Raw genomic sequence first — 23,473 nt, forward strand, 5'->3', positions numbered from 1 at the left:
CCACTGGCGCACCCCCGCCGAAGCCCTCGACAAGCTACTATCCGACCAGTCAAAACCACCCGGTGTTGCAACCACCGCGTGAATCCGCCCCACAAGCTGGTAGGTGAACCCATCAAACGCGGAGGAGCTAGGCCATCGCGACGGCGTCTATTTCGAGGAGCCAGTTTTCTGCGTAGATGTCGCAGATGATGATGGTGAGCGCGGGCGTGTGGTCGCCGAGGATTTCCTCGCGGAGCTTCGAGTTGAGGGCGCGGTACTTCCGGTCGGACAGGTACGTCGTCACCTTCACCAGGTTCCGTACTCCCATGCCCGCTTCACCGAGCACCGCGAGGACGTTCCGCCACACCATCCGGCACTGCGCCTCGAAACTCTCCGGCACCCGCCCCTGCTCGTTCCCCCACGGCACCTGCCCGCTGACGAACACCATCCGCTCGGCCCCGTCCACCACCAGCCCGTGCGTGTAGTTCCCCGTCGCCGGCGGCAACACCGCCGGATTCAACCGCCCAATCGCAAGCTCAGCCACACTTCCCCCTCCAACTCGGCATACCTTCCCCGCCCACCGCTCATGTCTACCCTGCGATCGATGAACCGCCTAGCCCACCCAGCCCTATCGATGGTGTTCCGTTCATCGACCGACAGGAAAGTGACATGTCGCTTCGCTCGAAGGGCCATCCACTCGCCGTCGCAACCCGTGGGGTCTCGCGTTCGCACCCGCCGCTTGGGGTGAGCCGGCCGGTACCCTCCTCGTCGGCAACTTCGGCGACGGCCGCATCAACATCCTCAAGCCCACGTCGCATGGCCACTACCGGTTCGCCGGCCAGGTCCGCGACACCTCCGGCAAGACCCTGGTGATCGACGGCCTGTGGGCCCCAGGCACGTCAGCCACCGCGCGGGTTTCCCGCGTTCAATGACAGTACGGCGTCGATCGGGTCCTGACGCCGATAGGCCTGCCAGCGGGTCTGATACGGATGCACCAGCCAGCGGATGCGGCCGGCGGAGTCCAGCCGGGTGCCCGGCGCCGGCACCCAGTGCCGATGCAGTACGCCGCCGGCTGCCAGCACCTGCTCCGGAACGACAGACCCAGGCTCCAGGAAGAACCACCAGCGTCGATGCGTGGGAGCGATTGCTGTGGGGCAGGTCGTCTTCAGTTGGTGGTTGAGCAGAGCGCCGTACTCGGGTGGGAGCTCCATCACCTCGAAGCGTTCGGCGATGAGGGCGATGTCCCACGGGTACTCGCGCCAGACCACGGCGGCCTCCGCGCCCGTGCGGACCACCTCAGCGGCCAGGTAAGGGTCCACACTCGGTACGGCGAGCGGAGCGACCGGCCAGCCGTTGTCGGCGTACCGGATCGCCCGCTCCCGCAACCGCTTCACCTGCGCCCGGCGGAGCCGACCGTCAAGCACGCTGCCCGACCGCGAACAACAGCGAGCTCGCCTGCACCATCTCCGGGTAGCTGTCGGCCAGCCGCGAGCACTCCAGCGCCGTACGCAGCGGATCCGGCTCCTTCAAGCTGTCCGGCAGCGGCAGGCCGTTGTAGTGCGCGTCGATCAGCACTGTCAGCCAACCGCCCGGTCCGGTCAGGCCGTGGATCGTCACGCCGCGCAGCCCGACGTTGGTTAGCTCGGACCGCAGCTGCGCGACAGTGTGGTACGTCGTATGCGCCATCCGCTCGTTGCGCGGACTGAAGCCGTCGCGGAGGATCTCCGTCACCACGCCCTGCCGTTCGATCAGCGTATTGGCCAGCGTCGAGCCGATCAGGTTGGCCGCCCGGTTGATCGCGATCACCGCGATGAACCCGCCGAGCTTGGTCACCCGGATCGCCTCGCGCAGCGCCAGCCGCCGCTCGGACGGCTCCGGCAGGTGATACATCGGCCCGGCCAGGAACGCCGCGTCGAACTCCTCGTTGTCCCACGGCAGTCGCCGCGCATCCCCTTGTACGGCGGAGATCCCGGCGGCCGCCGCCTGGTCGACGTGCCGCTCGACCGGGTCGAGCAGCTCGACGTCGTACCCACGGTCCTTCAGCCAGCTCGCGTGAATACCCGGGCCGCCGCCGATGTCCGCGACCGCCGCGGGCGGTGGGGGCAGGTACCGGCTGAGCAGGTCCTGGACCCGGGCGAGCTCCAGCCGTCCCTTGATGGTCGAGCCCAGTCGTTTCGCTTCGTCATATCGCTCGGTGTAGTGCTTCTCGAGCTCCACGTGCGTCGTCATGACAAGCGAGTCTGGACACGATTCGCCCTCCGGAGCAGGGCAGATCGCGGGGCAGATCGGGGCAGATTGAAAAGGCCCGGCGTCGGAACCGGTGGGTTCCGGACGCCGGACCGTTGGGCCGGGCCTGCCTGGTGATCAGGCTCGACCAGTCTTCGTGATCAGTCCAGGGGGCGGAGTTCGTCGGCGTACGAGACGGAGACGCGGCGGAGTACGCCGTCCTTGACTGAGTACTGGCCCATCCGCCACAGCGGCGGGCTGTAGGCGTGCACGGTGACGCTGCCCTTGTCCAGGCCGGTCAGGCGGTGGATGTGGTCCGGGCCGAACCCGTAGACGTCACCGGCGTTGACCTCGGTCTCGATCGACTCGGTGCCGATCGCCAGGTTGTGCTCCACCAGCTTCCCGCGAGCCACGGCGACCGCGCCCGACGAGACGTCGTGGTCGTGCCAGCCGGTGTCGTTGACCGGCGTCCAGCAGATCAGCCAGACGTCGACGTTCGCGTCCCGGTGCAACGAGGCGAAGACGCGCTCCTCGTCGCTGTAGGCGACCTTGTCCTCCCACAGGTGCGGCTGGGCGGCGATCGACGCGGCGAGCTCGGCCAGCTCGGAGGGCTCGAGGTCCCGGCCCGGAAGGTTGTCCAGCGACAAACAGTCGTTGAGCTCCACGAGCCGGCTGGCCTGGCGCGCTGGTACGACTGGGACGTCGGTGATGGGCTGAGCAGTCACTGCACTCCCCTCTCAGGAGATGGTGTCCCGGCCCCGAAGAAGAGCCGGTGTGGATTGTCGTGGCGGATCACCGCGGTCGCGGCGGCGCCTTGGCGGTGGTCGGTGATCCCGGCGTACGGCCGGTCGGTGCCGTGCACGACCTGGTCGATGCCGAGGACCCGCGCGACCGCGTCGATCCCCTGCGGACCGTAGCTCGAGGTGTCGACGTACAGGTTGGGGTCGATGGTGCCGAGCCGGCCGCCGCGCGCGGCCAGCCGTTCGTGATGTACGGGCGCCAGCCCGGCCGCAGCGGCGAAGCAGAGGCGGAGGCTCGGGAACTCCCGGCGGCCGCCGTACCCATGCCAGGCCCACCAAGCGGCCTGCAGCTGGGTGGTGTAGTCGACGACCGGCGCCCACCAGCCGGGGGCGTCGTCGACCGCGGCGGCCACGCCTGGGTGGACGAAGATCGGCTTGTTCAACCGGTCGGCGAGCGCGAGGAGGTCTGCGTGCGCGGCCCAGCCGGCCGGCGTCCCGAGGACGTGCGCGGGGAGCTGGAGGCCGAGGAATCCCTTGTTCAGAAGGGATTCGATCCCTTCGAGGTCGGGCTCGAGCAGGTTGACCGAGGCCCACGCCTTGAACGGCTCCGGCAGTACGGCGGCCCCGGCGTGCCAGGCGTCGAGGAGCGCGGAGTCGCCGAGCTGCTCGATCCCGAGCGGACTCGACAGGGAGACCGCGGCGAGCGTCGTACCGGCGTCTTGCTCGAGGGCGACGCGTTTGCCGAGCTCGTGCGCGGCCGGGTCGACGTCGTACGGCGCTTCGCTCGTCGTGTGCAGGGTCCAGCCGTCGAGGTACGGCGCGGTCGTGCGGGCGCGCAGCCGGTCGACGAACTCGGCCGGCCAGAGGTGCTGGTGGACGTCGATCACGGCTTCACCTCCCGGACTTGATCAGATTGAAGCGCTTCAAGATAGTGTGAGTGAAGCGCTTCAAAGGGTCCGTTGTCAAGTAATTGTCCGAACCTCGGTTTAGGGTGCTGACCATGTCCGGATCCGGCCGCAGGCCAACCCTCAAGGACATCGCCGCGGAGACCGGCCTCTCGATGGCGGCCGTGTCCTACGCGCTCCGCGGCCTGCACGGGACGCCGGAGACCCGGCAGCGGGTCCAGGACGCCGCCGACCGGCTCGGCTACCAGGCCGACCCGGTCGCCCGGGCGCTCGCGTCCGGGCGGAGCGGCTCGATCGGCGTACTGTGCGCGTCGCTCGAAGACCTGTGGCAGCAGCGCCTCGCGGCCGCGCTCGGCCGGGAGCTGCTCGCGCCGGACCGGAACGCGTGGATCATCGACTCCGCCGGCGACGCCGACCGCCAGCTCGAACTCGCCCAGCACCTGGTCGACCACCGCGCCGACGCGATCGTGGTGATCCCGATCAACCCGGCCGCGAAGGGCTGGGCCGCGATCGCCCAGCAGACGCCGGTGATCGCGATCGGCGACGCACTGCCCGGCGCGAAAGCGAAATCCGAGGTCGTCTTCGACAACGAGAGCGGCATCAGCACGGCGTTGCAGCGGCTGGCGGAGGCGGGCCATCGGAGCGTGGCGGTGCTCAGCCCGTCGCGCCGGTTCGAGACCGAGCGACCGGCCGAGGAGATCGCGCAGCGGATCGCCTTCGGGCTGAAGCTGAAGGTGCGCATCATCTCCTGCCCACACGACCTGGCCGGCGCGACCGAGGTCGCCCGCGACCTGCTCGGCAGCCGCCCGCGACCGACGGGGATCCTCGCGCTCGCCGACTCGATGGCCTTCGGCGTGTACGCCGCCAGCCGCGAGCTCGGGCTCCGCGTCCCGGACGACATCTCCCTGCTCGGGTACGACGATCAGCCGATGTCCCAGCTGCTCACGCCGCCACTGTCGACGTTCCACTGGCCCCTCGAGGAGCTGGTCGCCGATGTCGTCGCCCGCGTCACTTCCGCCGTCGACACCAACCGCCGAGTTCGTCGTACGACGGTGGTCCCGGAGCTGATCGAGCGTGGCTCGGTCGCCGGCCCGCCCACCTGAGCGGGACGGCGACTTCTGAACCCCAACATCCACGGATCGAAACTAAACCAATCCAGTGCACTTACTGCGCGTTGCCCACTATGTGGGACTGTTGTTCACGTTGAACTCCGGCCGGAGCATCTCGGTCGCCGTCCAGACGCGGCGCGCCAGTTCCTCGTCGTACGAGATCGTCGACGAGCGGACCTGGGTGAAGCGGTCGTAGTAGCCGGTCGGCCGGTCAGGGCCGACAGCCAGCCGGACCACCGGCTCGGCGCCGCGGCGGGCCGAGAGCGCGAACGCATGGATGGCCGCGACCTGAATCCGCGGGAACTGCCGGCCGAGGTCGGTGCGGACGACACCGGGATGTATGGCGACGACGCCGAGGTCCGGCCGCCGGCGCTGGAGCTCGTAACTGAAGAGGAGGTTCGCCAGCTTGGTCCGGCTGTAGGTGAGGAACGGATCGAACTCGGCCGGGCCATCCTCCAGCCGATCCGGATCGATCCGGACCACGCCACCGCGCATCGGCGAACGGTGCCCCTCGGAGTTCACGTTGACGATCCGGCCGCCGGACGGGATGAGCGGCAGCAGGAGCGCGGTCGCCGACCACGGCGCGAGGTGATGGACGGCGAAGTTGAGCTCGATCCCTTCCGCGCTGACCTGCCGGGTCGGGGTCATGACGCCGGCATTGTTCACCAGTACGTCGATCCGATCGGTGGCGGCCGAGATCTCCTTCGCGACCTTTTCCACCCCGGACCGCACCGACACGTCCGCGGCAATGACTGTTGCCTGCGGCAACTCGCCGGCAAGAGCGGCGGCCCGGGCGGAATCCCGGCCGATGAGGAAGAGCCGATGCCCGTCCGCCGCAAGTCGCAGCGCGGCGTGCCGCCCGATCCCAGAGGTGGCACCCACCAGCACCACCGTCTTCCCCGCGGGCGCACTCACGCCTTGATGCCGTTCAGGCCGAGGGTGTTGCTCAGCGCTTTGTCCCTGAGCCCAGCCGGCAGCCTGGTGAGGACGGCGCCCAGGGTGCGCGCGTCGCCGACCGTGTAGCGGCGCTTCGGCCGCGGCGACTCGACGGCCCGGACGATGACCTCGGCAACCTTCTCGACCGGCCCGGGCTTGAAGCGGGCGCCGGCCTTGGCGTAGGCATCGAGGTGAGCGCGGTAGAGCGCCACCCGATCGCGACTGGACTCTTGCTGCGCTTCCTGCTCGGCTGCGCCCGCCTTGGCGAAGATCTCCGTCGCGGTCGACCCCGGCTCCACGATCACGACCGGGATCTGCCACGCGGCAAGCTCCAGCCGCAGCGCGTTGGACAGAGCTTCGAGCCCGGCCTTGCTCGCGGACAGCGCACCCAGCAGCGGGAACGCGACCCGGCCGGTCGGCGCACTGATGTTGACAATCCGGCCGTGGCCGGCGCGGACCAGTGGCAGGAACTCCCGTACGACGGACGCCGGGCCGAGCGTGTTCACCTCGAACTGCCGCCGCCACTCCTCGGCCGGGACGAGTTCGATCGGCCCCTGCACGATCACACCCGCGTTGTTGATCACCGCCTGCAGCCCGTCCACCTCGCCCGCGAGCTGCTTGGCCGCTGCCGCAACACTCTCGGGATCCGCGACGTCGAGCACGACCTCCCGCACGTTCGCCTCCGCCGCGATCCGGCCGGTTTGGCGCGCTCCGGCGTACACGGTGAAACCGCGACGACTGAGCGCCTGGACGGTCGCTGTACCGATGCCACCGGTCGATCCGGTGATCAGGACGGCTCCACGATCAGACATATCGGCTCCTCATGGGATGTTCTTTAGGACATGTACCTTGGGACATATCTGAGCATGCACATGTCCGCCGGGACATGTCAAGATGCTTCCGACGGTTCGAACAAGAGGAGGCAGCATGTCGTTGCGGCACGGGCTGCTGGGGCTGCTCGCCGAGGGGCCGGCCAGTGGGTACGACCTGGCCCGGCGGTTCACCGAGGTGCTCGGGTCGATCTGGCCGGCGCAGCACCCGAAGATCTACGCCGAGCTCGGCAAACTCGCCGGCGAAGGCTTGGTCGAGGTGGAGAGCGAGGGGCCGCGGCGGCGAAAGGCGTACCGGATCACCGAGTCCGGGCTGGCGGAGGTCAAGCGCTGGCTGACGGAGGTGGACGTCGACCACACGATGCGGTTGCAGCCACTGCTCAGGTCGCTGTTCTTCTGGCTGATGGACGCCGAGGACCTGCAGAAACACCTCGCCGCGGAGGCCGGGTTCTATTCGAAACTGGCCGAGCAATACCGCCAGTACGCGGCAGCCAAAGACCGCGGCGACTACGGCTACAGCCCCCAGACCCAGTCCCTCCGAGTCACCGTAGAAGCCGGCATCCGCCTCTACACAGCCCTAGCCGACTGGGCCGAATGGGCCCAAACAGTCCCCCCAGCCAAACCCTCCACGGACTGAACCAACCCTTGCCCACCGCATTTGGTGGGTTCACCCATGAGCTTGTGGGTCTCCCCACTGAATACGGGCGGGGAACCCACAACTTCGTGGGTGAACCAGCCAAGTGCGGGCGCCGGGGCGGGGCGAGGTGCGGGAGCGGCAGGGGCGGGTAGTGCTGGAAAGCCGGAAGGCCGGCCGAGCGGGTTGCTCGGCCGGCCTTCGCGGAAGGGTTACTTGGTGCCGAAGACCTGGAGTTCGGTCATGTCGGTGAAGGTGCAGCCGCCGAAGGCGCCGGCGGGGCAGTTGTTGGCGAAGTCGGGGACCTGCGGGCTGAGCATCCAGAACCGCACGTACTGGACCCCGGTGGCGTTGCCGGTCGGGGCGACCAGGTTGTACTTGCCCCGGTTGGCCGCGGTGAACTCGCCCTCCGCCGCCGTCGCCCAGGTGGTGCCGTCGGCCGACGTCTCGATCCGGTACTTGCCGGTCGAGGCGCTGCCCGGGTCACCACAGGTGTTCGACGGGTCGACGTTGAACGCGCTGATGGTCACCGTCGCCGGCAGCTTGACGTCCACGTGCTTCGGGACCATCACGTTGGTCGGCGTACCCGCGTTGTCGCCGGTCGTGCTTCCCCAGCCCGTGCCCTGGGCGTTGTCGATCGCACCGCCCGGCCCACAGCCGAAGTCGCTGTAGTCCGGCCCGTTGAAGTCGACCACCGAACCACCGCCGGAGGCGGAGGCCCAGTTCCGGCGCGGGGCGAAGTTCGCCTTGACGCCGGAGCTGACCTTGACCGACTGGACGATCAGCTCGTAGCCCGGAGCGGCCACGACGACCTTCGGGTAGGTGCCCGGGGCAACACCGGTGATGGTGTACTTGCCGGTCGCATCGGTGGCGTCGGAGTAGTCACCCGCATAGCCGGAGGCGTGACCACCGATGTAGACCAGCGCGCCGGCCACCGGAGCACCGGTGTCCTTGTCCGTCACGGTCCCGGACAGCGTGGTGGTCGCACCCGTCGGCGGCTTGTGGAAGTCCTCCGCCGGGTAGGCGTCGCCGCCGTCGACGACACCGGCGTACCAGCCCATGCCGCGGTTGGCGAAGACGGTCCAGATGATGCCGGCGTTCTTGCCGCCGCTGGCGACCAGGTCGGCCTGCACGATCGCGTTGCGCATGTCGAGCATGGTCGGGTCGTTCGGCGACAGCTCCATCGCGCGGGTGATCAGGCTCAGCGCGTAGCTCCGGCCGAACCGCTCGCGCAGGTCCCACAGGGTCTGCGCCCAGACCTCACCGGAGGCGTGCACCTCCGGCGTACCGCCGATGGTCGGGAAGTCGCCGTAGGTGTAGCCGCCCTTCGAACCGTCCGGCTGGATGCAGTTCGGGCTGACGGCCTTGACCCGGCAGTCGATCGCCTGGGTACGGAACAGCTCACCGTGGCTGACGTACTTGCCCTCGAGGACCTCGCCCGGAGCGGTGGTGTCCGTCTCCAGGTTGTGCGAGACCAGGTAGTCCATCGCGTAGAAGTCGCTCCACGCCTCGCCCATCGAGCCGGCCTGGATGCTGTTCAGCGTCGAGTTGCCGGTGGCGTCGACGACCAGGCGGTTGGACAGACCGTGGGTGTACTCGTGGTAGAGGATGCTCGCGTCGTTCGCGGAGCTGCTCGGCACGTACGGGTCCTGCTCGTCGGTCGCGCCCGGCTGGTGGAACAGGTACATCTGCATGGTCGGCGGGGTGCCGTCCGGCGGGGTGGACATGTTCGCGTTGTCCACGTGGTTGGCGTCCGGACCGCCGTCGGCGCCGGTGGCCGCGCCGTCCAGCGCGTTGAGCAGCACCGGGTCGCCGCCCGCGGCGTCGAACGAGCCGGCCGCCGGGGTGAAGCTGATCGGCGGCTTGGCCAGCCAGTCGTGGAAGTTGCTGGCCAGGTAGAACGCGTTGGTGACGTCCTGGTTCATGTTCGTCTTCCAGGAGTCCGGCTTCGCCGGGTCCCAGGTGCAGATGAACGACGTCGAGCAGAACTTCGACGCGCTCTGGAACGGCACCAGCTTGTACTCCGCGCCGATCTTGGTGCCCGGCACCTTGACCGTCTCACCGGCGTTCGGCTGGTTGTCGTCGTTGATGTCCGCCCAGGCGGCGACCGAGGTGCCATCGAGCAGGGTCTTCGCGTTCTTCGGCAGCCACTTGTTGTAGATCAGGTTCTCCACCCGCTGGGTGCCACCCTTGGCCGCACCCGGGTAGTTGTCCTGTACGAGCGCGTCGCCGTTGCCCTCGCTGGACAGGTCCTTGCGGTAGAGCAGGCCGCCGGTCTGGGCGTCGATGACGTGCGTGTAGATCTTCATGCCGCCGGCGTTGACGTACGTCATCCAGCCCTTGCGCAGGCCGTCGGCGGTGTGGAACCAGACCTGCTTGGCGGTGTCGCCGTTGCTCCACTTCACGCTGGTGCCGGCGGTCTTCGCGGTCGCGGACTTCGCCGTACCGCCGATATCCTCGGCGGCCGTGGTCCGGGCCTTGTCGGCGCTGACCGCGGGAGCGGCGGAGCGAGCCTGAGCCTGGGAGGTGAGGCCGGCCACCGGAGCGCCCATGACCGAGATCAGCTGGCCGTTCTTGGTGACGTTGGCCTTCAGTCCGTTGCCGAACACCTCGATCCCGTCGACCTCCTGGGACCAGAAGATGTGGTGGGTGCCGAGATCGTCGACGTAGTCCTTGCGCAGCTTCAGAGTGCCGAGGTCGGCGTCGGACAGCTTGAAGACCTCGGGGTGCGCCTTGACGTAGGCCAGGGCGATGTCCTTGGCCTTCTTGGCGCTCTTGCCGGTCAGGAAACCGTCCAGCTTGGTCACCTGGGCCGGAGTACCGGTGTTCGGGTCGAGTTCGACGACGCCCTGGGTACCGAGCGAGTTGCGGAACTTCTCCGAGGCGGCGGACTCCTTGCCGGCCACCTTGGCGGCGCGGTTGTAGGTGGTCCGGGCGCTCGGCGTCCGGGCGTCGAAGTTGCCCTTCCGTTCCTTGCTCGCGGCCTTCTCGGCCTGGGCGGCCTTACCCTGAGGCTTCGGGTCGGCAGTCTGCGCGGCCGTGGCACCGCCGGCGGCGGTCACGACCAGAACAGTCGCAGCGGAGACGGCAGTGACTGCCAGGAGCCCCCGCCCTCTGCGTGATGTGGTCACAGCAACGCTCCATGGAGTTGTGTGCGCGGGTCGCCCTCCACGACCCGTCCGGGGCTGACCTTAAGGCCCGGAGCAGGTCTGCGGAAGGAAAATCACCGGAATGACGTGGAGACGAGGGTTGTCCTTCGTGCCCGGAAGAGTACTAGCAGTGACACCAGAATGGTGACACCCAGCCACCAAGTGGCCGCTCTGAGTGTCGCCGAAATGGCAGCGGGCAGGAGTGCCAACCCCACGAAGGGGGGCGGGGTTGGCACTACCTGCCCCTGAACGGACGGACCCCTATCGCGGCGGGGTCCGCCCGTTCGCTCAGAAGGCGCCTGTGGCTAGAAGGCGCCGGCGCCGTTCGGCGTACCGAGACCGGTCGGGCCGTCCCAGCCGGTACGGGCGTTGCACCACTGGGTGGTCGGGCAGCTCCCGTTGCTGCCGCTCGTCACGTCGAACAGCGAGCCCGGGTGCGCGTAGGGCAGCGCGTTCGCGTAACCGCTGGTGTTGCCGGACAGCGCGTACACCGAGGCGATGATCGGGGCAGCCTCACTCGTGCCGCCGAACTGCGCCCAGGTCGACGCCGTCTTGCTGGTCGGGTAGTAGATCGCCATGCCGCCCTTGCCCGGGTCGGCAGCAGCGGACACGTCCGCCATCGCCCGCTTCGCACAGCCGGTGTCGAAGCTCGCGGCCGCACTCAGCGCGGTGTTGTACGTCGAGCAGCCCGAGCCGGCGCCGTCCCAGACGGACTCGCTCCAGCCCCGAGAGTTGCTGGCGGCAACAAGCGACGTACCGCCGACAGCCGTCGTGTACGACGAGGAGGCCGGGTAGCTGCCGCCCTGGTAGCCGTTGTCACCGGTGGATGCGGTGACGGCGATGCCCGGGTGGTTGTAGTAGGTGCCGTACGTCGAGTCCGCGGCGTCGCCACCGCCGTAGCTGTTGGAGATCGCGACCACGCCGGCCTGCTTGGACGCCGTCACGACAGCCGTACCGAGGTCGGCGAAGCTGGCGGAGTTGGCCTGAACGACCACGATCTTGGCGTCCGGAGCCGCGGCTGATACCGCGTCGACGTCGAGTGCCTGCTCACCGGCCCAGCCGGCGTTGAAGCGTGGCAGCGACGTACCGCCGGTCTGGTTGATGATCCGCAGGCAGCCGTTGGCGACCGTGCACGCCGACAGGCCAAACTGGGACCGGTAGACGCCCAGGTCGCGCTCCAGGTTCGGGTAGCCGTAGGCGTCGACGATCGCGACCGTACGGCCGTTCGCGCTGAGCCCGTTCAGTTTGTAGGCGTCCCGCAGGCCGGACGGGGTGAGGCCGGTGGAGGGCGGGGTGGTGGAGGCCGGCACGACACCCTTGTCGTTCACCAGCTTGTACGCGTAGCAGCTTGCGGTGTGCGGCGCTGTCGAGGTCGAGCAGACCTTGACTGCGTGCTTGCCGGCCGCGTACGGCGTCGGGGCCGCGGCGGCCCCTTGGGCTGTCAGTCCTGCGACGGCTAGTGCGCCGACGCCCAGGGCGGACACGAGAATCCGTTGCTTCAACAGAACTCCTCGAGCTGGGCAGGCCCGTCCCCGAAACGTCTCGGTCGGGATCTTCACGGTCGGGGGCGGAACCGGCGTGAGTTGGTGCAAGGATCGTCCGCCCGGCGCGACGTTCGAAGCCAGCGATCGGGACCCTGACAAATGTCATGGCTCAGGCTGTGACAACCGAACCGGCAGGGCCTGGTTTTCCGCGTCCTGACGGCAAATTCGGGCGCCGTGACAACGGTGAAGGATTCCCCGTGACTTCCGGCGTCAGGCGTCTCGGACCTGGGCGGCGGCTTCCTGATAGGCGTCCGCAGCGCGGTTGAAGTAGTCGAAGAGCACGGCGCGTTCCTTGTCCGAGTAGCCCGCGAGGAGTTCACCGAGCTTCCTGCGCGCGGGCGCCATCACCCGGTCGAGTTGGGCGGGCCGCCCGGTGGGTTCGACGAGGATCTTGCGACGGTCACCGGGCGCGGGCGTACGTCGTACGTACTCGTGCTCCTCGAGACGGTCGATGAGGCGGGTCGTCGGGCCGGTGGTCAGGCCTGTGCGGGAGCCCAGTTCACCAGGGGTCATCGGGCCGGTCAGCTCGAGGATGTTCAGCGCGTAGAGGTCCGACGCGTTGAGATCGCAGGCCTTCGCGCTCGTCTGCGCGTGCATCAGCACCGGCGCCCACCAGGCCCTCTTCGACAGCTTCCTCAAGGGCACTCGGCTCTTCGTCGAGATCGACGACGTCAGGATGCTGACTGCCGATACCGCGGTCGTCGTAACCCGCGGCGAGGTCGCCAAGAAGACGCCACGCAAGCTCGGCAAAGTCGCCACCTACACGCTGGTCCGCCAAGACGGCCAATGGCTGATCGCGGCCGTCCAGAAGACCAAGCACAAGCCGCTCATGGAAGCCGTCTCCTTCAAGTTCCAGCCCGCCACCGTCCCGGCCTAGAGTCGAAGGCATGTCGCTGGCCGAACGTGCACAAGCTCTGCAGGACGAAGCCCGGCGGTTGGCGGAACGGCTTGAACTACAGAGCGCCTTTCCCTGGCGGGCGCAGGTGATCGGGAGTGCGCTGTCGGGGCTGATGGTGGAGCGGGATCTTGACGTCATGTTCGACGCGCCCGATGCCACCGCTACCGCGGTCCTCGAGGGTCTGGCTGCGCTGGCCCACCGGGTCGAACTGCGCAGTGTCGACTTTCGGGATGAGCGTGGTGATCGTCGGCCGACTCCGGCGATCACCGACGAACGGTTCTACGCCGTCCTGCACACGGACCCCTGGAAGATCGACCTCACGTTCTGGCTGCATGTCGTTGAGCGGCCGCATGTCGGGCAGGCCGAGCGGCTGCGCGATGCGCCGGAGAATCAACGGCTCACGATCCTGCGGTTGAAGGACCAGTGTCCCGAGGTCGAGAGCTCCGACATCTACGCCGCCGTACTCGAAGACGGCGTACGCACGGTTGAGGAGTTGAAGAGTGCCGGCCGCCCGGCAACGCCACCGGACGGTCGGCACTCGCTTTAGAGGAGGCCGAGCGCGGCGGACTCCTGGTCGGTGAAGACGCGGGAACGGATCAGGAAGCGGACGCCTTCGGGGGCTTCGACCGAGAAGCCACTGCCGCGGCCTTTGACCACATCGACGGTGAGCTGCGTGTGCTTCCAGTACTCGTACTGCGCCGCCGACATCCAGAACGGGATCGGCCGGACCAAACCGGCGACCACCAGGTCGCCGAGACGTACGTCCGCCGATCCAGTCTTGAACTCACCATCCGGGTAGCACATCGGCGAACTGCCGTCGCAGCAGCCGCCGGACTGGTGGAACATCAGCGGACCGTGCGTCGCGGTGAGGCGGCGAAGCAACTCCGCCGCCGCCTCGGTCAACCCAACTCGTTCGACGACCACCATGCTCAGAAGAACCCCAGCTTCGAGGGGCTGTAGCTCACCAGCAGGTTCTTGGTCTGCTGGTAGTGGTCGAGCATCATCTTGTGGTTCTCCCGGCCGATGCCGGAGCTCTTGTACCCGCCGAACGCCGCGTGCGCGGGATACGCGTGGTAGCAGTTCGTCCAGACCCGCCCGGCCTGGATCTCACGCCCGGCCCGGTACGCCGTGTTGATGTCGCGGGACCAGACCCCGGCGCCGAGCCCGTAGAGGGTGTCGTTGGCGATCTTCATCGCGTCGGCGTAGTCGTCGAACTTCGTCACCCCGACGACCGGGCCGAAGATCTCCTCCTGGAAGATCCGCATCTTGTTGTCGCCCTCGAAGATGGTCGGCTGGATGTAGTAGCCGCCGGCCAGTTCGCCGTCGAGTTCGGCCCGTGCCCCGCCGGTGAGCACCCGGGCGCCTTCGGCCTTGCCGATGTCGATGTAGGCGAGGATCTTCTCGTACTGGTCGTTGCTCGCCTGCGCGCCCATCATCGTGTCGGTGTCGAGCGGGTGACCCTGCTTGATCGCCTGCGTCCGGGCCACCGCGTCACCGAGGAAGTCGTCGTAGATCGACGACTGGATCAGCGCCCGGGACGGGCAGGTGCAGACCTCGCCCTGGTTCAGCGCGAACAGCGTGAAGCCCTCCAGCGCCTTGTCGTAGAACTCGTCCCGCACCGACGCCACGTCCTCGAAGAAGATGTTCGGGCTCTTGCCGCCGAGCTCGAGGGTGACGGGGATGATGTTCTCCGACGCGTACTGCATGATCAGCCGCCCCGTCGTGGTCTCACCAGTGAACGCGACCTTGGCAACTCTGTTGCTGGAGGCAAGCGGTTTGCCGGCCTCGACGCCGAACCCGTTGACCACGTTCAGCACACCCGGCGGCAGCAGGTCGTGGATCAGTTCGAGCAGTACGTGGATCGACGCCGGTGTCTGCTCGGCCGGCTTCAGTACGACGGCATTACCGGCCGCCAGCGCGGGAGCCAGCTTCCAGGTCGCCATCAGGATCGGGAAGTTCCACGGGATGATCTGCCCGACCACGCCGAGCGGTTCGTGGAAGTGATACGCGATGGTGTCGTCGTCGATGACCGAGACCGACCCCTCCTGGGCCCGGAGCGCGCCGGCGAAGTACCGGAAGTGGTCGATCGCCAGCGGCAGGTCCGCGGCCAGCGTCTCGCGCACCGCCTTGCCGTTGTCCCAGGTCTCGGCGACCGCCAGCGCCTCGAGGTTGGCTTCGATCCGGTCGGCGATCTGGTTCAGGAGGTTCGCCCGTTCGGCCGGTGACGTCCGTCCCCAGCCCGGCGCGGCACCGTGGGCGGCGTCGAGGGCGCGCTCGACGTCATCCGCCGTACCGCGAGCGATTTCGGTGAAGGTCTCGCCGGTGACCGGGGACGGATTCTCGAAGTATCCGCCTTTGACCGGCGGCACCCATTCGCCGCCGATGTAGTGCTCGTACCGTGATTTGTACGCGACCGGGCTGCCATCGCGCCCCGGAGCTGCGAAGATCGTCATAGGTCCTCCTTCGGAAACCTGACGGTGGACCGACGATAGGAGGCACGACGTTGCACGGACGTTGCAACGCGGGACCGAGTGAGGCAGATGGACGCACCGGAGCGGGCGCGCCGGTTGAGCGAGCTGTACGACGAGGTGCTCGGCGGCGGCCGGGTGCCGAGGGTGCCACGCCCGCTGGTCGCTGCCTCGTGGGAGCGCTCACTGGCGGCCGCCGTCGATCCTGAGCTGGACGCACCGCCCGTGGTGGTCGGTACCGACCAGGTCGAGGAGATCCGCGAGAGCCATCCGCTGCGCGCCGTACTGCCCGTGCTGCGGCAGACGTTGACGACGATCGCCGACGAGGCGTCGCACATCATGATCATCACCGACGCCCAGGGGATGATCCTCTGGCGTGAAGGCGCTGCCGACGTACGACGGCAGGCCGACCGGATCGCATTGTCCGAAGGAGCGGTGTGGTCGGAGGACCAGATCGGCACCAACGGTATGGGTACGGCGCTCGCGGTCGGGGAGCCGGTGCAAATCCACTCAGCCGAACACCTGGTCCGGCGGATCCACGAATGGACCTGTGCCGCGGCGCCGGTGCACGACCCTGACACGGGCAAGCTGATCGGCGCCGTCGACGTCTCGGGTCCGCTGCGAACCGTCCACCCGGCGATGGTCGCGTTGGTGACCGCAGCCGCCCAACTGGCAGAGGGACAGCTACGGGTCCGGATGGCCGCGGCCGACGAACTGCTGCGGGTCCGCAACATGCGGCACCTTGTAGCCCTAGGCAACGAACCGGGCGCGCTGCTGACCCCCACCGGCCGGGTGCTCGCCGTTCAGCCACTGGAATGGTTGCCCGATCGCCTCGACGTGTCGGACGGCGCATCCCGCATCGACCTCGGCGACGGCCGCGAAGGCGTCGTCGAACAACTCGACGAAGGCTTCCTGCTGCGTCTCCCCGGTACGCGGGTCCGCCGGTCCTCGTTGCGACTGAAGCTGTTCGGGCAACCGGTCGCGATCGTCGGTGGTCGCGAGATCGCCCTCACTCTGCGCCGGGCCGAAGTACTCGCACTGCTTCTCCTCCACCCGTCCGGCCTCACCGCCGAGCAACTGATGCTTCAGCTGTACGGCGACGAAGGCAACCCGACGACCGTACGCGCGGAGATGCATCGACTGCGCAATTTGGTCGGCAGTGGAGTGCTCGACACGAAGCCGTACCGGATCATCGCCGAGGTCTCCGGCGACATCACCGACGTACGAAAGGCTCTGCGGGACGGCGACCTCGCCACGGCCCTCGAGCTCTACACCGGTCCGCTGCTCGAACGCTCCGACGCTCCCGCCCTGCGCACCGAACGGGACGAACTCGATGCGACCTTGCGCCGCGCCGTACTCGACTCGACCGACGCGGACCTGCTCTGGCAATTCGCCCAGACCCCGACAGGAGCAGAGGATCTGGAGATCTTCGAAGCTCTCGTCGCCGTACTCCCACCGGCCGACCACCGCCGCGCCGCTGTCACTGCCCGCCTCCATCGCCTGTCCGACTAGCCACCGTGGGCCGGCCGGCAACCTGATCCGGCCGGCTCGCGGTTTCGTCGTACGGCGGTGTCCCCGTGGCAATCGCCGTACGAAGATCACTCCCGGCCGACGAGGATCCACATGTAGTCGCGGTTCTTGGTCGGGAAGGTGGCGACCTTCGCGCTCAGTTCCTTGGTCTTCTTGCAGTCGCTGGTGGTGTAGCGCCAGCGGACCACCGTGACGCGCCAGGACTGCTTCAGCTGGTGCAGCCGGCGGATCTTCCCGGCCGGCACCTCGGCGGTGTAGGACCAGGCCTGGGACACCGAGTAGGACTTGCCGACGGTCTTGGAGTACTTGTTCTGGATCTCCGCGATCACCAGCGGAATGCTCACGCCGAGGTCGCCGGACCAGGACGAGTTCGACTCCGAGGTCGCCGTCTCGGAGTAGGTGACCCGGCCGGGCCCCTCGAGCCAGTTGCTGTAGAGATTCGTCCCGACGTACACCTCGTGCCCATAACGCGTGTACCAGTAGACCTGCTTGGTGTCGCACTTCTTCGCGACGCCGACGGTCTCCGGACTTCCGGCCCGCATGGCCGGCGCCGCCGTCGCCGTACTCGCTCCTTGCGCCAGCAAACCGCTTGCCAGCAACGCACCCGCTACCACTGCCCTCTGAAGACGCATGGCCCCGCTCCCGCCAGTTCGGTGAAATGTTCCCGTTCCTGCATTCGCAGTGGTTAGAAACTTACGGAGCGGTCTAGTGAAGAGGCAAGAGATCTCCACTAACGCTCTGTGTCGATTCGTTCACAGCCGGATCACAGCGGCTGGAGTGAGACGGAACACGCGGGGCGTGATGAGGGCCGCATCGACATGACTGACCAGTAACCAACCAATAACATCGCTGGTATGCAGATCCTCGCCATCGTCGTCTCGCTCGCGATCGCCGCTGTCGGTGTCGCGTTGTTCGGCAAGACGATCGGGCACATCGTGTCCGTCATCAAGCTCGGTCAGCCGGTCTCCCGGACCGACCGGCCGGGGCAGCGCACCGCCGTACTGGTCAAGGAGACGCTCGGCCACACGAGGATGCTGCAGTGGAGCCATATCGGCGTACTGCACTGGTTCGTCGCGTTCGGCTTCATCGGGCTGTTCCTCACCCTGGTGACGGCGTTCGGGCAGCTGTTCGACGCGCACTTCGCGTTGCCGATCATTGGCCATTGGTTCGTCTTCGAGTGGGCGAGCGAGGCGCTGACCTGCACCGGGCTGGTGTCGATCGCCGCGCTGATCCTGATCCGGTTGCGGCATCTGCCCCGCGGCTCCGAGGGTCGCTACAGCCGGTTCTTCGGCTCGACCGCCTGGCAGGCGTACTACGTCGAGTACACGATTCTCGGCGTACTCGCGTGCATCCTGCTGCTGCGCGGGCTCGAGTACGAACTCAGCGGGGTGTCGAAGTTCCACTTCCCCACGACGTACTTCATCGGCGACGCCTTCTTCGGCGGGCTGTCGGAGCACGGCCTGGAGAACGGGATCTACCTGGTCTCGATGGTGAAGATCATCATCTCGTTCGCCTGGATGATCACCATCTCGCTGAACGCGACCATGGGTGTGGCCTGGCACCGGTTCACCGCCTGGCCGAACATCTGGTTCAAGCGCAAGGCCGACGGCGGTACGGCGCTCGGCGGGCTGCAGCCGATCATGGTCAACGGCGCCCCGATCGACTTCGAGAACATCGAAGAGCTGGACGAGGACGCGGCCCTCGGCGTCGGCAAGGTCGAGGACTTCACCTGGAAGGGCCTGCTCGACTTCACCACCTGCACCGAGTGCGGCCGCTGCCAGTCGCAGTGCCCGGCCTGGAACACCGACAAGCCGCTGTCACCCAAGCTGGTGATGATGAACCTGCGCGAGCACGCGTACGCCAAGGCGCCGTACCTGCTGGCCTCCTCCGACGACGACCGCAAGTCGCTGCCCGAGCTGGTGCTGGCCGAGCAGGACAAGCCGCTGGTCGGTCCGGCCGACGTCGCCGTGATCGACGAGGAAGCGCTGTGGGCCTGTACGTCGTGCGGCGCCTGCGTGCAGCAGTGCCCGGTCGACATCGAGCACGTCGACGCCATCATGGACATGCGCCGCTACCAGGTGCTGATCGAGTCGTCCTTCCCGTCCGAGCTGAACGGGCTCTTCAAAGGCCTGGAGAACAAGGGCAATCCGTGGAACATGAACCCGTCCGGCCGGATGGACTGGGCCAAGGACCTGCCCTTCGAGGTCAAGCAGGTCGGTACCGATGTCGAGACGCTGGCCGAGGTCGAATACCTGTTCTGGGTCGGCTGCGCCGGCGCCTTCGAGGACCGCGCGAAGAAGACCACCCAGGCCGTCGCCGAACTGCTCAACATCGCCGGCGTCAGCTTCGCCGTACTGGGTGATGGCGAGACCTGCACCGGCGACCCGGCGCGACGGGCCGGCAACGAGTTCGTCTTCCAGCAGCTGGCGATGCAGAACGCCGAGGTGTTCAAGGAGACCGGCGCCAAGAAGGTCGTCTCCACCTGCGCGCACTGCTTCAACACCCTGAAGAACGAGTACTCCCAGCTCGGCGTCGAGCTCGATGTCATCCATCACACCCAGCTGCTGAACCGGCTGGTCCGCGAGGGCAAGCTGACCCCGGTCGCCCCGACCGACAGTTCACTCAACGGCCAGAAGATCACCTACCACGACCCGTGCTACCTCGGCCGCCACAACCAGGTGTACGACGCCCCGCGCGAACTGCTCGACATCATCCCCGGCGCCGAGTACGCCGAGATGCCGCGGAACAAGACCAAGTCGTTCTGCTGCGGCGCCGGCGGCGCGCGGATGTGGATGGAAGAGAAGATCGGCACCCGGATCAACCTCAACCGCACCACCGAAGCCGTCGACACCGGCGCCGACAAGATCGCCACCGGCTGCCCGTTCTGCCGCGTGATGCTGTCCGACGGCCTCACCGCCAAGCAGGCCGACGGCTCGGCCCGCGAGTCCGTCGAGGTCCAGGACGTCGCCCAACTCCTCCTCGCTTCGGTGAAGCGTGGGGAAAGCTAACTGCAAGAAGCTGCAAATGGTCTTCCTCTCCAGCTGGTCTAGCCCATAAGATCCATCGGCTCGCACCACCTGGGGAGGAAATCCGCTCATGAAGCTCCGCGCCGCCATGGCCACCGTCGCCGCGCTGCCACTGGCCCTCGGCCTGGCCGCCTGCGGCAACGACAATCCTGAAGCCACCGGCTACAAGCCGTCCGCGCCCGCCGCGACGACCGCCGCGCCTCTCAAGGCGGCGCCGGTGGTCCGTCTCAACCGGGTCACCTTCGTCCCGGCGATGAACACCGCGCTGACGAAGCAGAAGTCCTGGCACATCACCGGCACGATGACGGCCAACGGCGCCACCGTTCTGACGATGGACGGTGTACAGACCGCCAAGCCGGCGGCGATGACGATGGAAGCTGCCGGCCAGGCGTTCGGTGGCAAGAAGATGAAGGTCATCCTCGTCAACAAGACGCTCTACGTCTCGATGCCGGGCGTGACTCCGGCCGGCAAGTACGCGAAGGCTACCGGCGCCGAGGCCGAGGAGGTCCGTTCACTGGTCGACAACGGCGACCCGACCAAGCTCTTTTCCTCGTTGAGCGCGCTGACCACGGTGAAGTTCGTCCGCTCGGAGACCATCGGCGGCCAGAAGCTCGACCGGTACGACGTCACGGTCGACACCAAGAAGGCCCTCGCCGCCCAGGGACAGAAGGTGCCGGCGGGTGTGCCGAAGACCCTGACCTACTCCCTGTGGATGGACAAGGCGCACCTGGTCCGCCGGCTCTCGTTCGACCTGAGCGGGGTGTCCATGGTCATGACGATGTCCGACTACAACAAGCCGGTCAGCATCTCGGCGCCGCCGGCCAGCAAGGTCGTCAGTCGCTGAGCGGCCGGATCCGGTCATTTCACAGGCGCTCGTGAGAAGTTCTCGTAACGTGACGTTAGTCAGGTAGCAACTTACCTGTCGGAGAAGTGATCAGCTCGGATGATCGAGTGGGCGGGTGCCGATGAACGTGCGCGTTGGTAGTACTCGACGAAGCTTCCTGACCGTGACCGGAGCGGCGGCCGCCATGGCGCTGACCGGCAGTCTCCCCGAGGTCGAACCGGCGAAAGCCGGCGCCACCGGCCCGGTCGACCGACGGGATCCGTACACCCTCGGCATCGCGTCGGGCGACCCGCTGCCGGACGCGGTGGTGATCTGGACCCGGCTCGCGCCCGAGCCGCTCGCACCGTTCGGCGGCATGGACCGTCGCCCGGTCGAGGTCCAGTGGCAGGTCGCCGAGGACGAGCAGTTCCGCCGGATCGTCAGCCAGGGCACGACCCTCGCGCGACCCGAGTCGAGCCACTCGGTCCACGTCGACGTACGAGGGCTCCGTCCGTGGCGGCACTACTGGTACCGCTTCCGCGTGAACGGGAAGCTCAGCCCGGTCGGCCGGACCCGGACCGCGCCGCCGCCCAACGCGGTCGTCCCGGAGATGTCGCTGGCGTTCGCGTCCTGCCAGGCGTGGTGGGAGGGCTGGTACACGGCGTACGCCGACATGGCCAAGCGCGACCACGATGTCGTGTTCTTCCTCGGCGACTACATCTACGAGTTCGGGATCGACCGCGGCATCCGGCCGCATTCGAACGAGCCCTACATCACCCAGCAGACCGTGACGCTGGACGAGTACCGAGTGCGATACGCGTCGTACAAGATGGATCCCGATCTGCAGGCAGCGCATGCGGCCGCGCCCTGGGTGGTCACGCTCGACGATCACGAGGTGGTCGACAACTGGGCCGACGAGGCGCATCCGAGCGCACCGCCCGCGCAGTTCCTGGTGCGGCGAGCCAACGCGTTCCGCGCGTACTGGGAACACATGCCGCTGCGGTTCGCTCAGTTGCCGAACGGTCCGGACATGCAGCTCTACCGGCGGATCCGGTACGGCCGCCTCGCCGAGTTCAGCGTGCTCGACACCCGCCAATACCGCTCCGACCAGGCGTACGGCGATGGCACGAAGGCGCCCGGCCCGGAGACCAAGGACCCGGCGCGCACGATCACCGGCGACGCCCAGGAGAAGTGGCTGCTCGACGGCTGGTCGGCCTCGCAGTCGCGCTGGAACGTCCTCGCACACCAGACCGCGATCGCCCGCCTCGACACCAAGGACGGACCGGAGGTGCTGGTCCCGATGGACACCTGGGACGGCTACGAGGCGTCCCGCGACCGCGTCCTCGGCGGCGCCGTTCAGCGCAACGTCCGCAACCTGGTCTCGATCGCCGGCGACCTGCACCGCAGCGTCGCCTCGGACCTCAAGCTGGACTTCACCAACCCGGACTCCCCGACCGTCGGCAGCGAGTTCGTCGGTACGTCGATCTCGTCCGGCATCGACGGGATGGACCTCGACCCGGGCGGACTGACCCTGCTCAAGGAGAACCCGCACATCAAGTTCGGCAACTTCCAGCGCGGTTACGTCAGTTGCAACATCACTCCGCAGCGCTGGATCTCCGACTATCGCGTGGTCGACAAGGTCAGCGTCCCGAACGGCACCGTCAGCACCCGCGCCAAGCTCCTCGTCGAGGACGGGCGCCCGGGAATCCAGAGCGTCTGAGGAGACAGCGATGAGCACTCGCCGTTCGGCTTTCATCCTGGTCGCCTCGGTCGCCGCGACCGTGGTCGCCTCCACCACCATTTCGATGCTCGGGGCAACAACTGGCAGTACGGCGCCCGCCGCGGAGCCGGCCGAGCTCGAGCGACCGAGCGACGTACAGATCGCTGTTCAGCCGGAGCAACTGAGCGTCGTCGGCCTGCCCTGCTTCCCGGGCAACCTCAACCTGACGATGACCAACACCGGCAGCGAGGCGCGGTACGCCGACCTGACGCTCGACCCGAGTGGCCCGTTGCAACTGTCCCGCCGGCTCTTCTCCTCCTGGCTCCCCGCGGTCGACCCCGACCAGCCGGTGTCGGCTCCGGTCGAGGTGCGGGTCCCCCGCGACACTCAGCCCGGCAGCTATGCCATCGACCTCGAGGTCGACAAGACCGAGCTGACCGTTCCGGTGACGGTGAATCCCCTGCCACCCAAGGGCCCTGGCGACAACCTCGCGCTCGGCGAGCAGGCGGCCGCTTCGTCGACGCACGGCAACTTCTTTCTCTGCGGCGCGGTCGACGGCGACAAGGACCCCGAGCACTGGGACACCCTGACCGGCTGGAACGACGGCACCCGCGCGGCCTTCCCGGACACCTACGACGTCGCGCTGTTCCAGCCAGCCACGATCAGCCGGGTCGAGCTCTACACGCTGGACTCGGCCAAGTACCCGGCGAAGAGCGTCGGCCTGCGCGACTGGGACGTCCAGGTCCGCAACGGGCGTACGTGGACGACGGTCGCGCAGGTCCGCGGCAACACGGTCGGGCACGTCACGTCGACCTTCGCTCCGGCCCAGGCGGACGCCGTACGCATCCTCTGCCTCGACGGCAACGACCACACCTACTCCCGCATCGTCGAGCTCGAGGTCTTCGCCAGCTGACCCATTTGGTGGGTCCACCCATGAGCTTGTGGGTTCCCCAGCA

At 67.8% G+C, this 23,473-nt stretch carries 22 protein-coding genes; 9 read left to right on the top strand and 13 right to left on the bottom strand.

The features are described 5' to 3' along the window. Positions 1-127: 127 nt before the first annotated feature. The 5 genes from EV646_RS37395 to EV646_RS37415 all read right to left on the bottom strand — a co-directional run bounded on the left by EV646_RS37395 (position 128) and on the right by EV646_RS37415 (position 3,832). Positions 128-523, bottom strand: coding sequence for a RidA family protein (locus EV646_RS37395; RefSeq protein WP_132157349.1), 396 nt, complete (start codon positions 521-523; stop codon positions 128-130). Positions 524-878: 355 nt separating this feature from the next. Continuing rightward, positions 879-1,403, bottom strand: coding sequence for a bifunctional DNA primase/polymerase (locus EV646_RS37400; RefSeq protein ID WP_132157351.1), 525 nt, complete (start codon positions 1,401-1,403; stop codon positions 879-881). Next, positions 1,396-2,208, bottom strand: coding sequence for a class I SAM-dependent methyltransferase (locus EV646_RS37405; RefSeq protein WP_132157353.1), 813 nt, complete (start codon positions 2,206-2,208; stop codon positions 1,396-1,398). Before EV646_RS37405 ends, EV646_RS37400 begins: the two co-directional genes overlap by 8 nt. A gap of 158 nt (positions 2,209-2,366) precedes the next feature. Next, positions 2,367-2,930 (bottom strand): cysteine dioxygenase, encoded by a 564-nt coding sequence (locus EV646_RS37410; protein ID WP_132157355.1) that lies wholly within the window; start codon positions 2,928-2,930, stop codon positions 2,367-2,369. Further along, on the bottom strand, positions 2,927-3,832 hold the full coding sequence (locus EV646_RS37415) for an amidohydrolase family protein (protein WP_132157357.1): 906 nt from the start codon (positions 3,830-3,832) through the stop codon (positions 2,927-2,929). The genes EV646_RS37410 and EV646_RS37415 overlap by 4 nt, the downstream gene beginning before the upstream one ends. A 113-nt stretch (positions 3,833-3,945) precedes the next feature. Between EV646_RS37415 and EV646_RS37420 the strand changes: the two genes are divergently transcribed. Beyond that, a complete protein-coding gene (locus tag EV646_RS37420) occupies positions 3,946-4,953 on the top strand; it encodes a LacI family DNA-binding transcriptional regulator (RefSeq protein ID WP_132157359.1) in 1,008 nt (335 codons plus the stop codon). A gap of 78 nt (positions 4,954-5,031) precedes the next feature. Here the strand turns inward: EV646_RS37420 and EV646_RS37425 are convergent, their stop codons facing one another. Both EV646_RS37425 and EV646_RS37430 read right to left on the bottom strand, forming a co-directional pair. After that, on the bottom strand, positions 5,032-5,874 hold the full coding sequence (locus EV646_RS37425) for an SDR family NAD(P)-dependent oxidoreductase (RefSeq protein ID WP_132157361.1): 843 nt from the start codon (positions 5,872-5,874) through the stop codon (positions 5,032-5,034). After that, positions 5,871-6,707 carry an SDR family NAD(P)-dependent oxidoreductase gene (locus EV646_RS37430; RefSeq protein ID WP_132157363.1) on the bottom strand — a complete coding sequence of 279 codons (837 nt, stop codon included), beginning with the start codon at positions 6,705-6,707 and terminating at the stop codon, positions 5,871-5,873. The genes EV646_RS37425 and EV646_RS37430 overlap by 4 nt, the downstream gene beginning before the upstream one ends. 115 nt (positions 6,708-6,822) lie before the next feature. Between EV646_RS37430 and EV646_RS37435 the strand changes: the two genes are divergently transcribed. Then, complete coding sequence (locus EV646_RS37435) at positions 6,823-7,362, top strand: helix-turn-helix transcriptional regulator (protein ID WP_132157365.1); 540 nt, start codon at positions 6,823-6,825, stop codon at positions 7,360-7,362. 209 nt (positions 7,363-7,571) lie between these two features. Here EV646_RS37435 and EV646_RS37440 read toward each other — a convergent pair whose 3' ends face one another. The 3 genes from EV646_RS37440 to EV646_RS37450 all read right to left on the bottom strand — a co-directional run bounded on the left by EV646_RS37440 (position 7,572) and on the right by EV646_RS37450 (position 12,649). After that, positions 7,572-10,421, bottom strand: coding sequence for a M36 family metallopeptidase (locus EV646_RS37440; RefSeq protein ID WP_241996582.1), 2,850 nt, complete (start codon positions 10,419-10,421; stop codon positions 7,572-7,574). A 392-nt stretch (positions 10,422-10,813) separates the two neighbouring features. After that, the gene (locus EV646_RS37445) at positions 10,814-12,010 is read right to left on the bottom strand and encodes a S53 family peptidase (protein WP_199237463.1); all 1,197 of its coding nucleotides are present in this window, start codon (positions 12,008-12,010) and stop codon (positions 10,814-10,816) included. 252 nt (positions 12,011-12,262) lie between these two features. Then, the gene (locus EV646_RS37450) at positions 12,263-12,649 is read right to left on the bottom strand and encodes a MarR family winged helix-turn-helix transcriptional regulator (RefSeq protein WP_132157369.1); all 387 of its coding nucleotides are present in this window, start codon (positions 12,647-12,649) and stop codon (positions 12,263-12,265) included. Here EV646_RS37450 and EV646_RS37455 point away from each other — a divergent pair. Beyond that, entirely contained in the window at positions 12,612-12,929 is a 318-nt protein-coding gene (locus EV646_RS37455; RefSeq protein WP_132157371.1) for an SgcJ/EcaC family oxidoreductase, read from the top strand. The two genes, EV646_RS37450 and EV646_RS37455, sit on opposite strands and share 38 nt — an antisense overlap. A 10-nt stretch (positions 12,930-12,939) precedes the next feature. Beyond that, positions 12,940-13,497 carry a hypothetical protein gene (locus EV646_RS37460; protein ID WP_132157373.1) on the top strand — a complete coding sequence of 186 codons (558 nt, stop codon included), beginning with the start codon at positions 12,940-12,942 and terminating at the stop codon, positions 13,495-13,497. Here the strand turns inward: EV646_RS37460 and EV646_RS37465 are convergent. Then, positions 13,494-13,877 carry a DUF779 domain-containing protein gene (locus EV646_RS37465; protein WP_132157375.1) on the bottom strand — a complete coding sequence of 128 codons (384 nt, stop codon included), beginning with the start codon at positions 13,875-13,877 and terminating at the stop codon, positions 13,494-13,496. The genes EV646_RS37460 and EV646_RS37465 overlap by 4 nt on opposite strands. A 2-nt stretch (positions 13,878-13,879) precedes the next feature. Beyond that, on the bottom strand, positions 13,880-15,403 hold the full coding sequence (adh, locus tag EV646_RS37470; RefSeq protein WP_132157377.1) for an aldehyde dehydrogenase: 1,524 nt from the start codon (positions 15,401-15,403) through the stop codon (positions 13,880-13,882). A gap of 87 nt (positions 15,404-15,490) precedes the next feature. Here adh and EV646_RS37475 point away from each other — a divergent pair, with 87 nt between their 5' ends. Next, positions 15,491-16,930: a helix-turn-helix domain-containing protein gene (locus EV646_RS37475; protein ID WP_132157379.1), complete on the top strand. Its 1,440-nt coding sequence runs from the start codon at positions 15,491-15,493 to the stop codon at positions 16,928-16,930. A gap of 86 nt (positions 16,931-17,016) precedes the next feature. On the opposite strand, the gene EV646_RS37480 is transcribed toward EV646_RS37475, so the two are convergent. Then, positions 17,017-17,580 (bottom strand): hypothetical protein, encoded by a 564-nt coding sequence (locus EV646_RS37480; protein WP_132157381.1) that lies wholly within the window; start codon positions 17,578-17,580, stop codon positions 17,017-17,019. A gap of 222 nt (positions 17,581-17,802) precedes the next feature. Here EV646_RS37480 and EV646_RS37485 point away from each other — a divergent pair, with 222 nt between their 5' ends. From EV646_RS37485 to EV646_RS37500, 4 genes are all read left to right on the top strand, one after another. Further along, positions 17,803-19,956 carry a (Fe-S)-binding protein gene (locus tag EV646_RS37485; protein ID WP_132157383.1) on the top strand — a complete coding sequence of 718 codons (2,154 nt, stop codon included), beginning with the start codon at positions 17,803-17,805 and terminating at the stop codon, positions 19,954-19,956. A gap of 88 nt (positions 19,957-20,044) precedes the next feature. After that, positions 20,045-20,818: an SCO4651 family lipoprotein gene (locus EV646_RS37490; RefSeq protein WP_132157385.1), complete on the top strand. Its 774-nt coding sequence runs from the start codon at positions 20,045-20,047 to the stop codon at positions 20,816-20,818. 121 nt (positions 20,819-20,939) lie between these two features. Next, positions 20,940-22,517: an alkaline phosphatase D family protein gene (locus tag EV646_RS37495; protein WP_132157387.1), complete on the top strand. Its 1,578-nt coding sequence runs from the start codon at positions 20,940-20,942 to the stop codon at positions 22,515-22,517. Between the two features lie 10 nt (positions 22,518-22,527). Then, positions 22,528-23,430, top strand: a complete 903-nt coding sequence (locus EV646_RS37500) for a galactose-binding domain-containing protein (RefSeq protein ID WP_132157389.1) — start codon at positions 22,528-22,530, stop codon at positions 23,428-23,430. Positions 23,431-23,473 lie beyond the last annotated feature (43 nt).

Origin of the sequence: Kribbella antiqua, from assembly GCF_004345665.1 — a bacterium.
Taxonomy (GTDB): domain Bacteria; phylum Actinomycetota; class Actinomycetes; order Propionibacteriales; family Kribbellaceae; genus Kribbella; species Kribbella antiqua.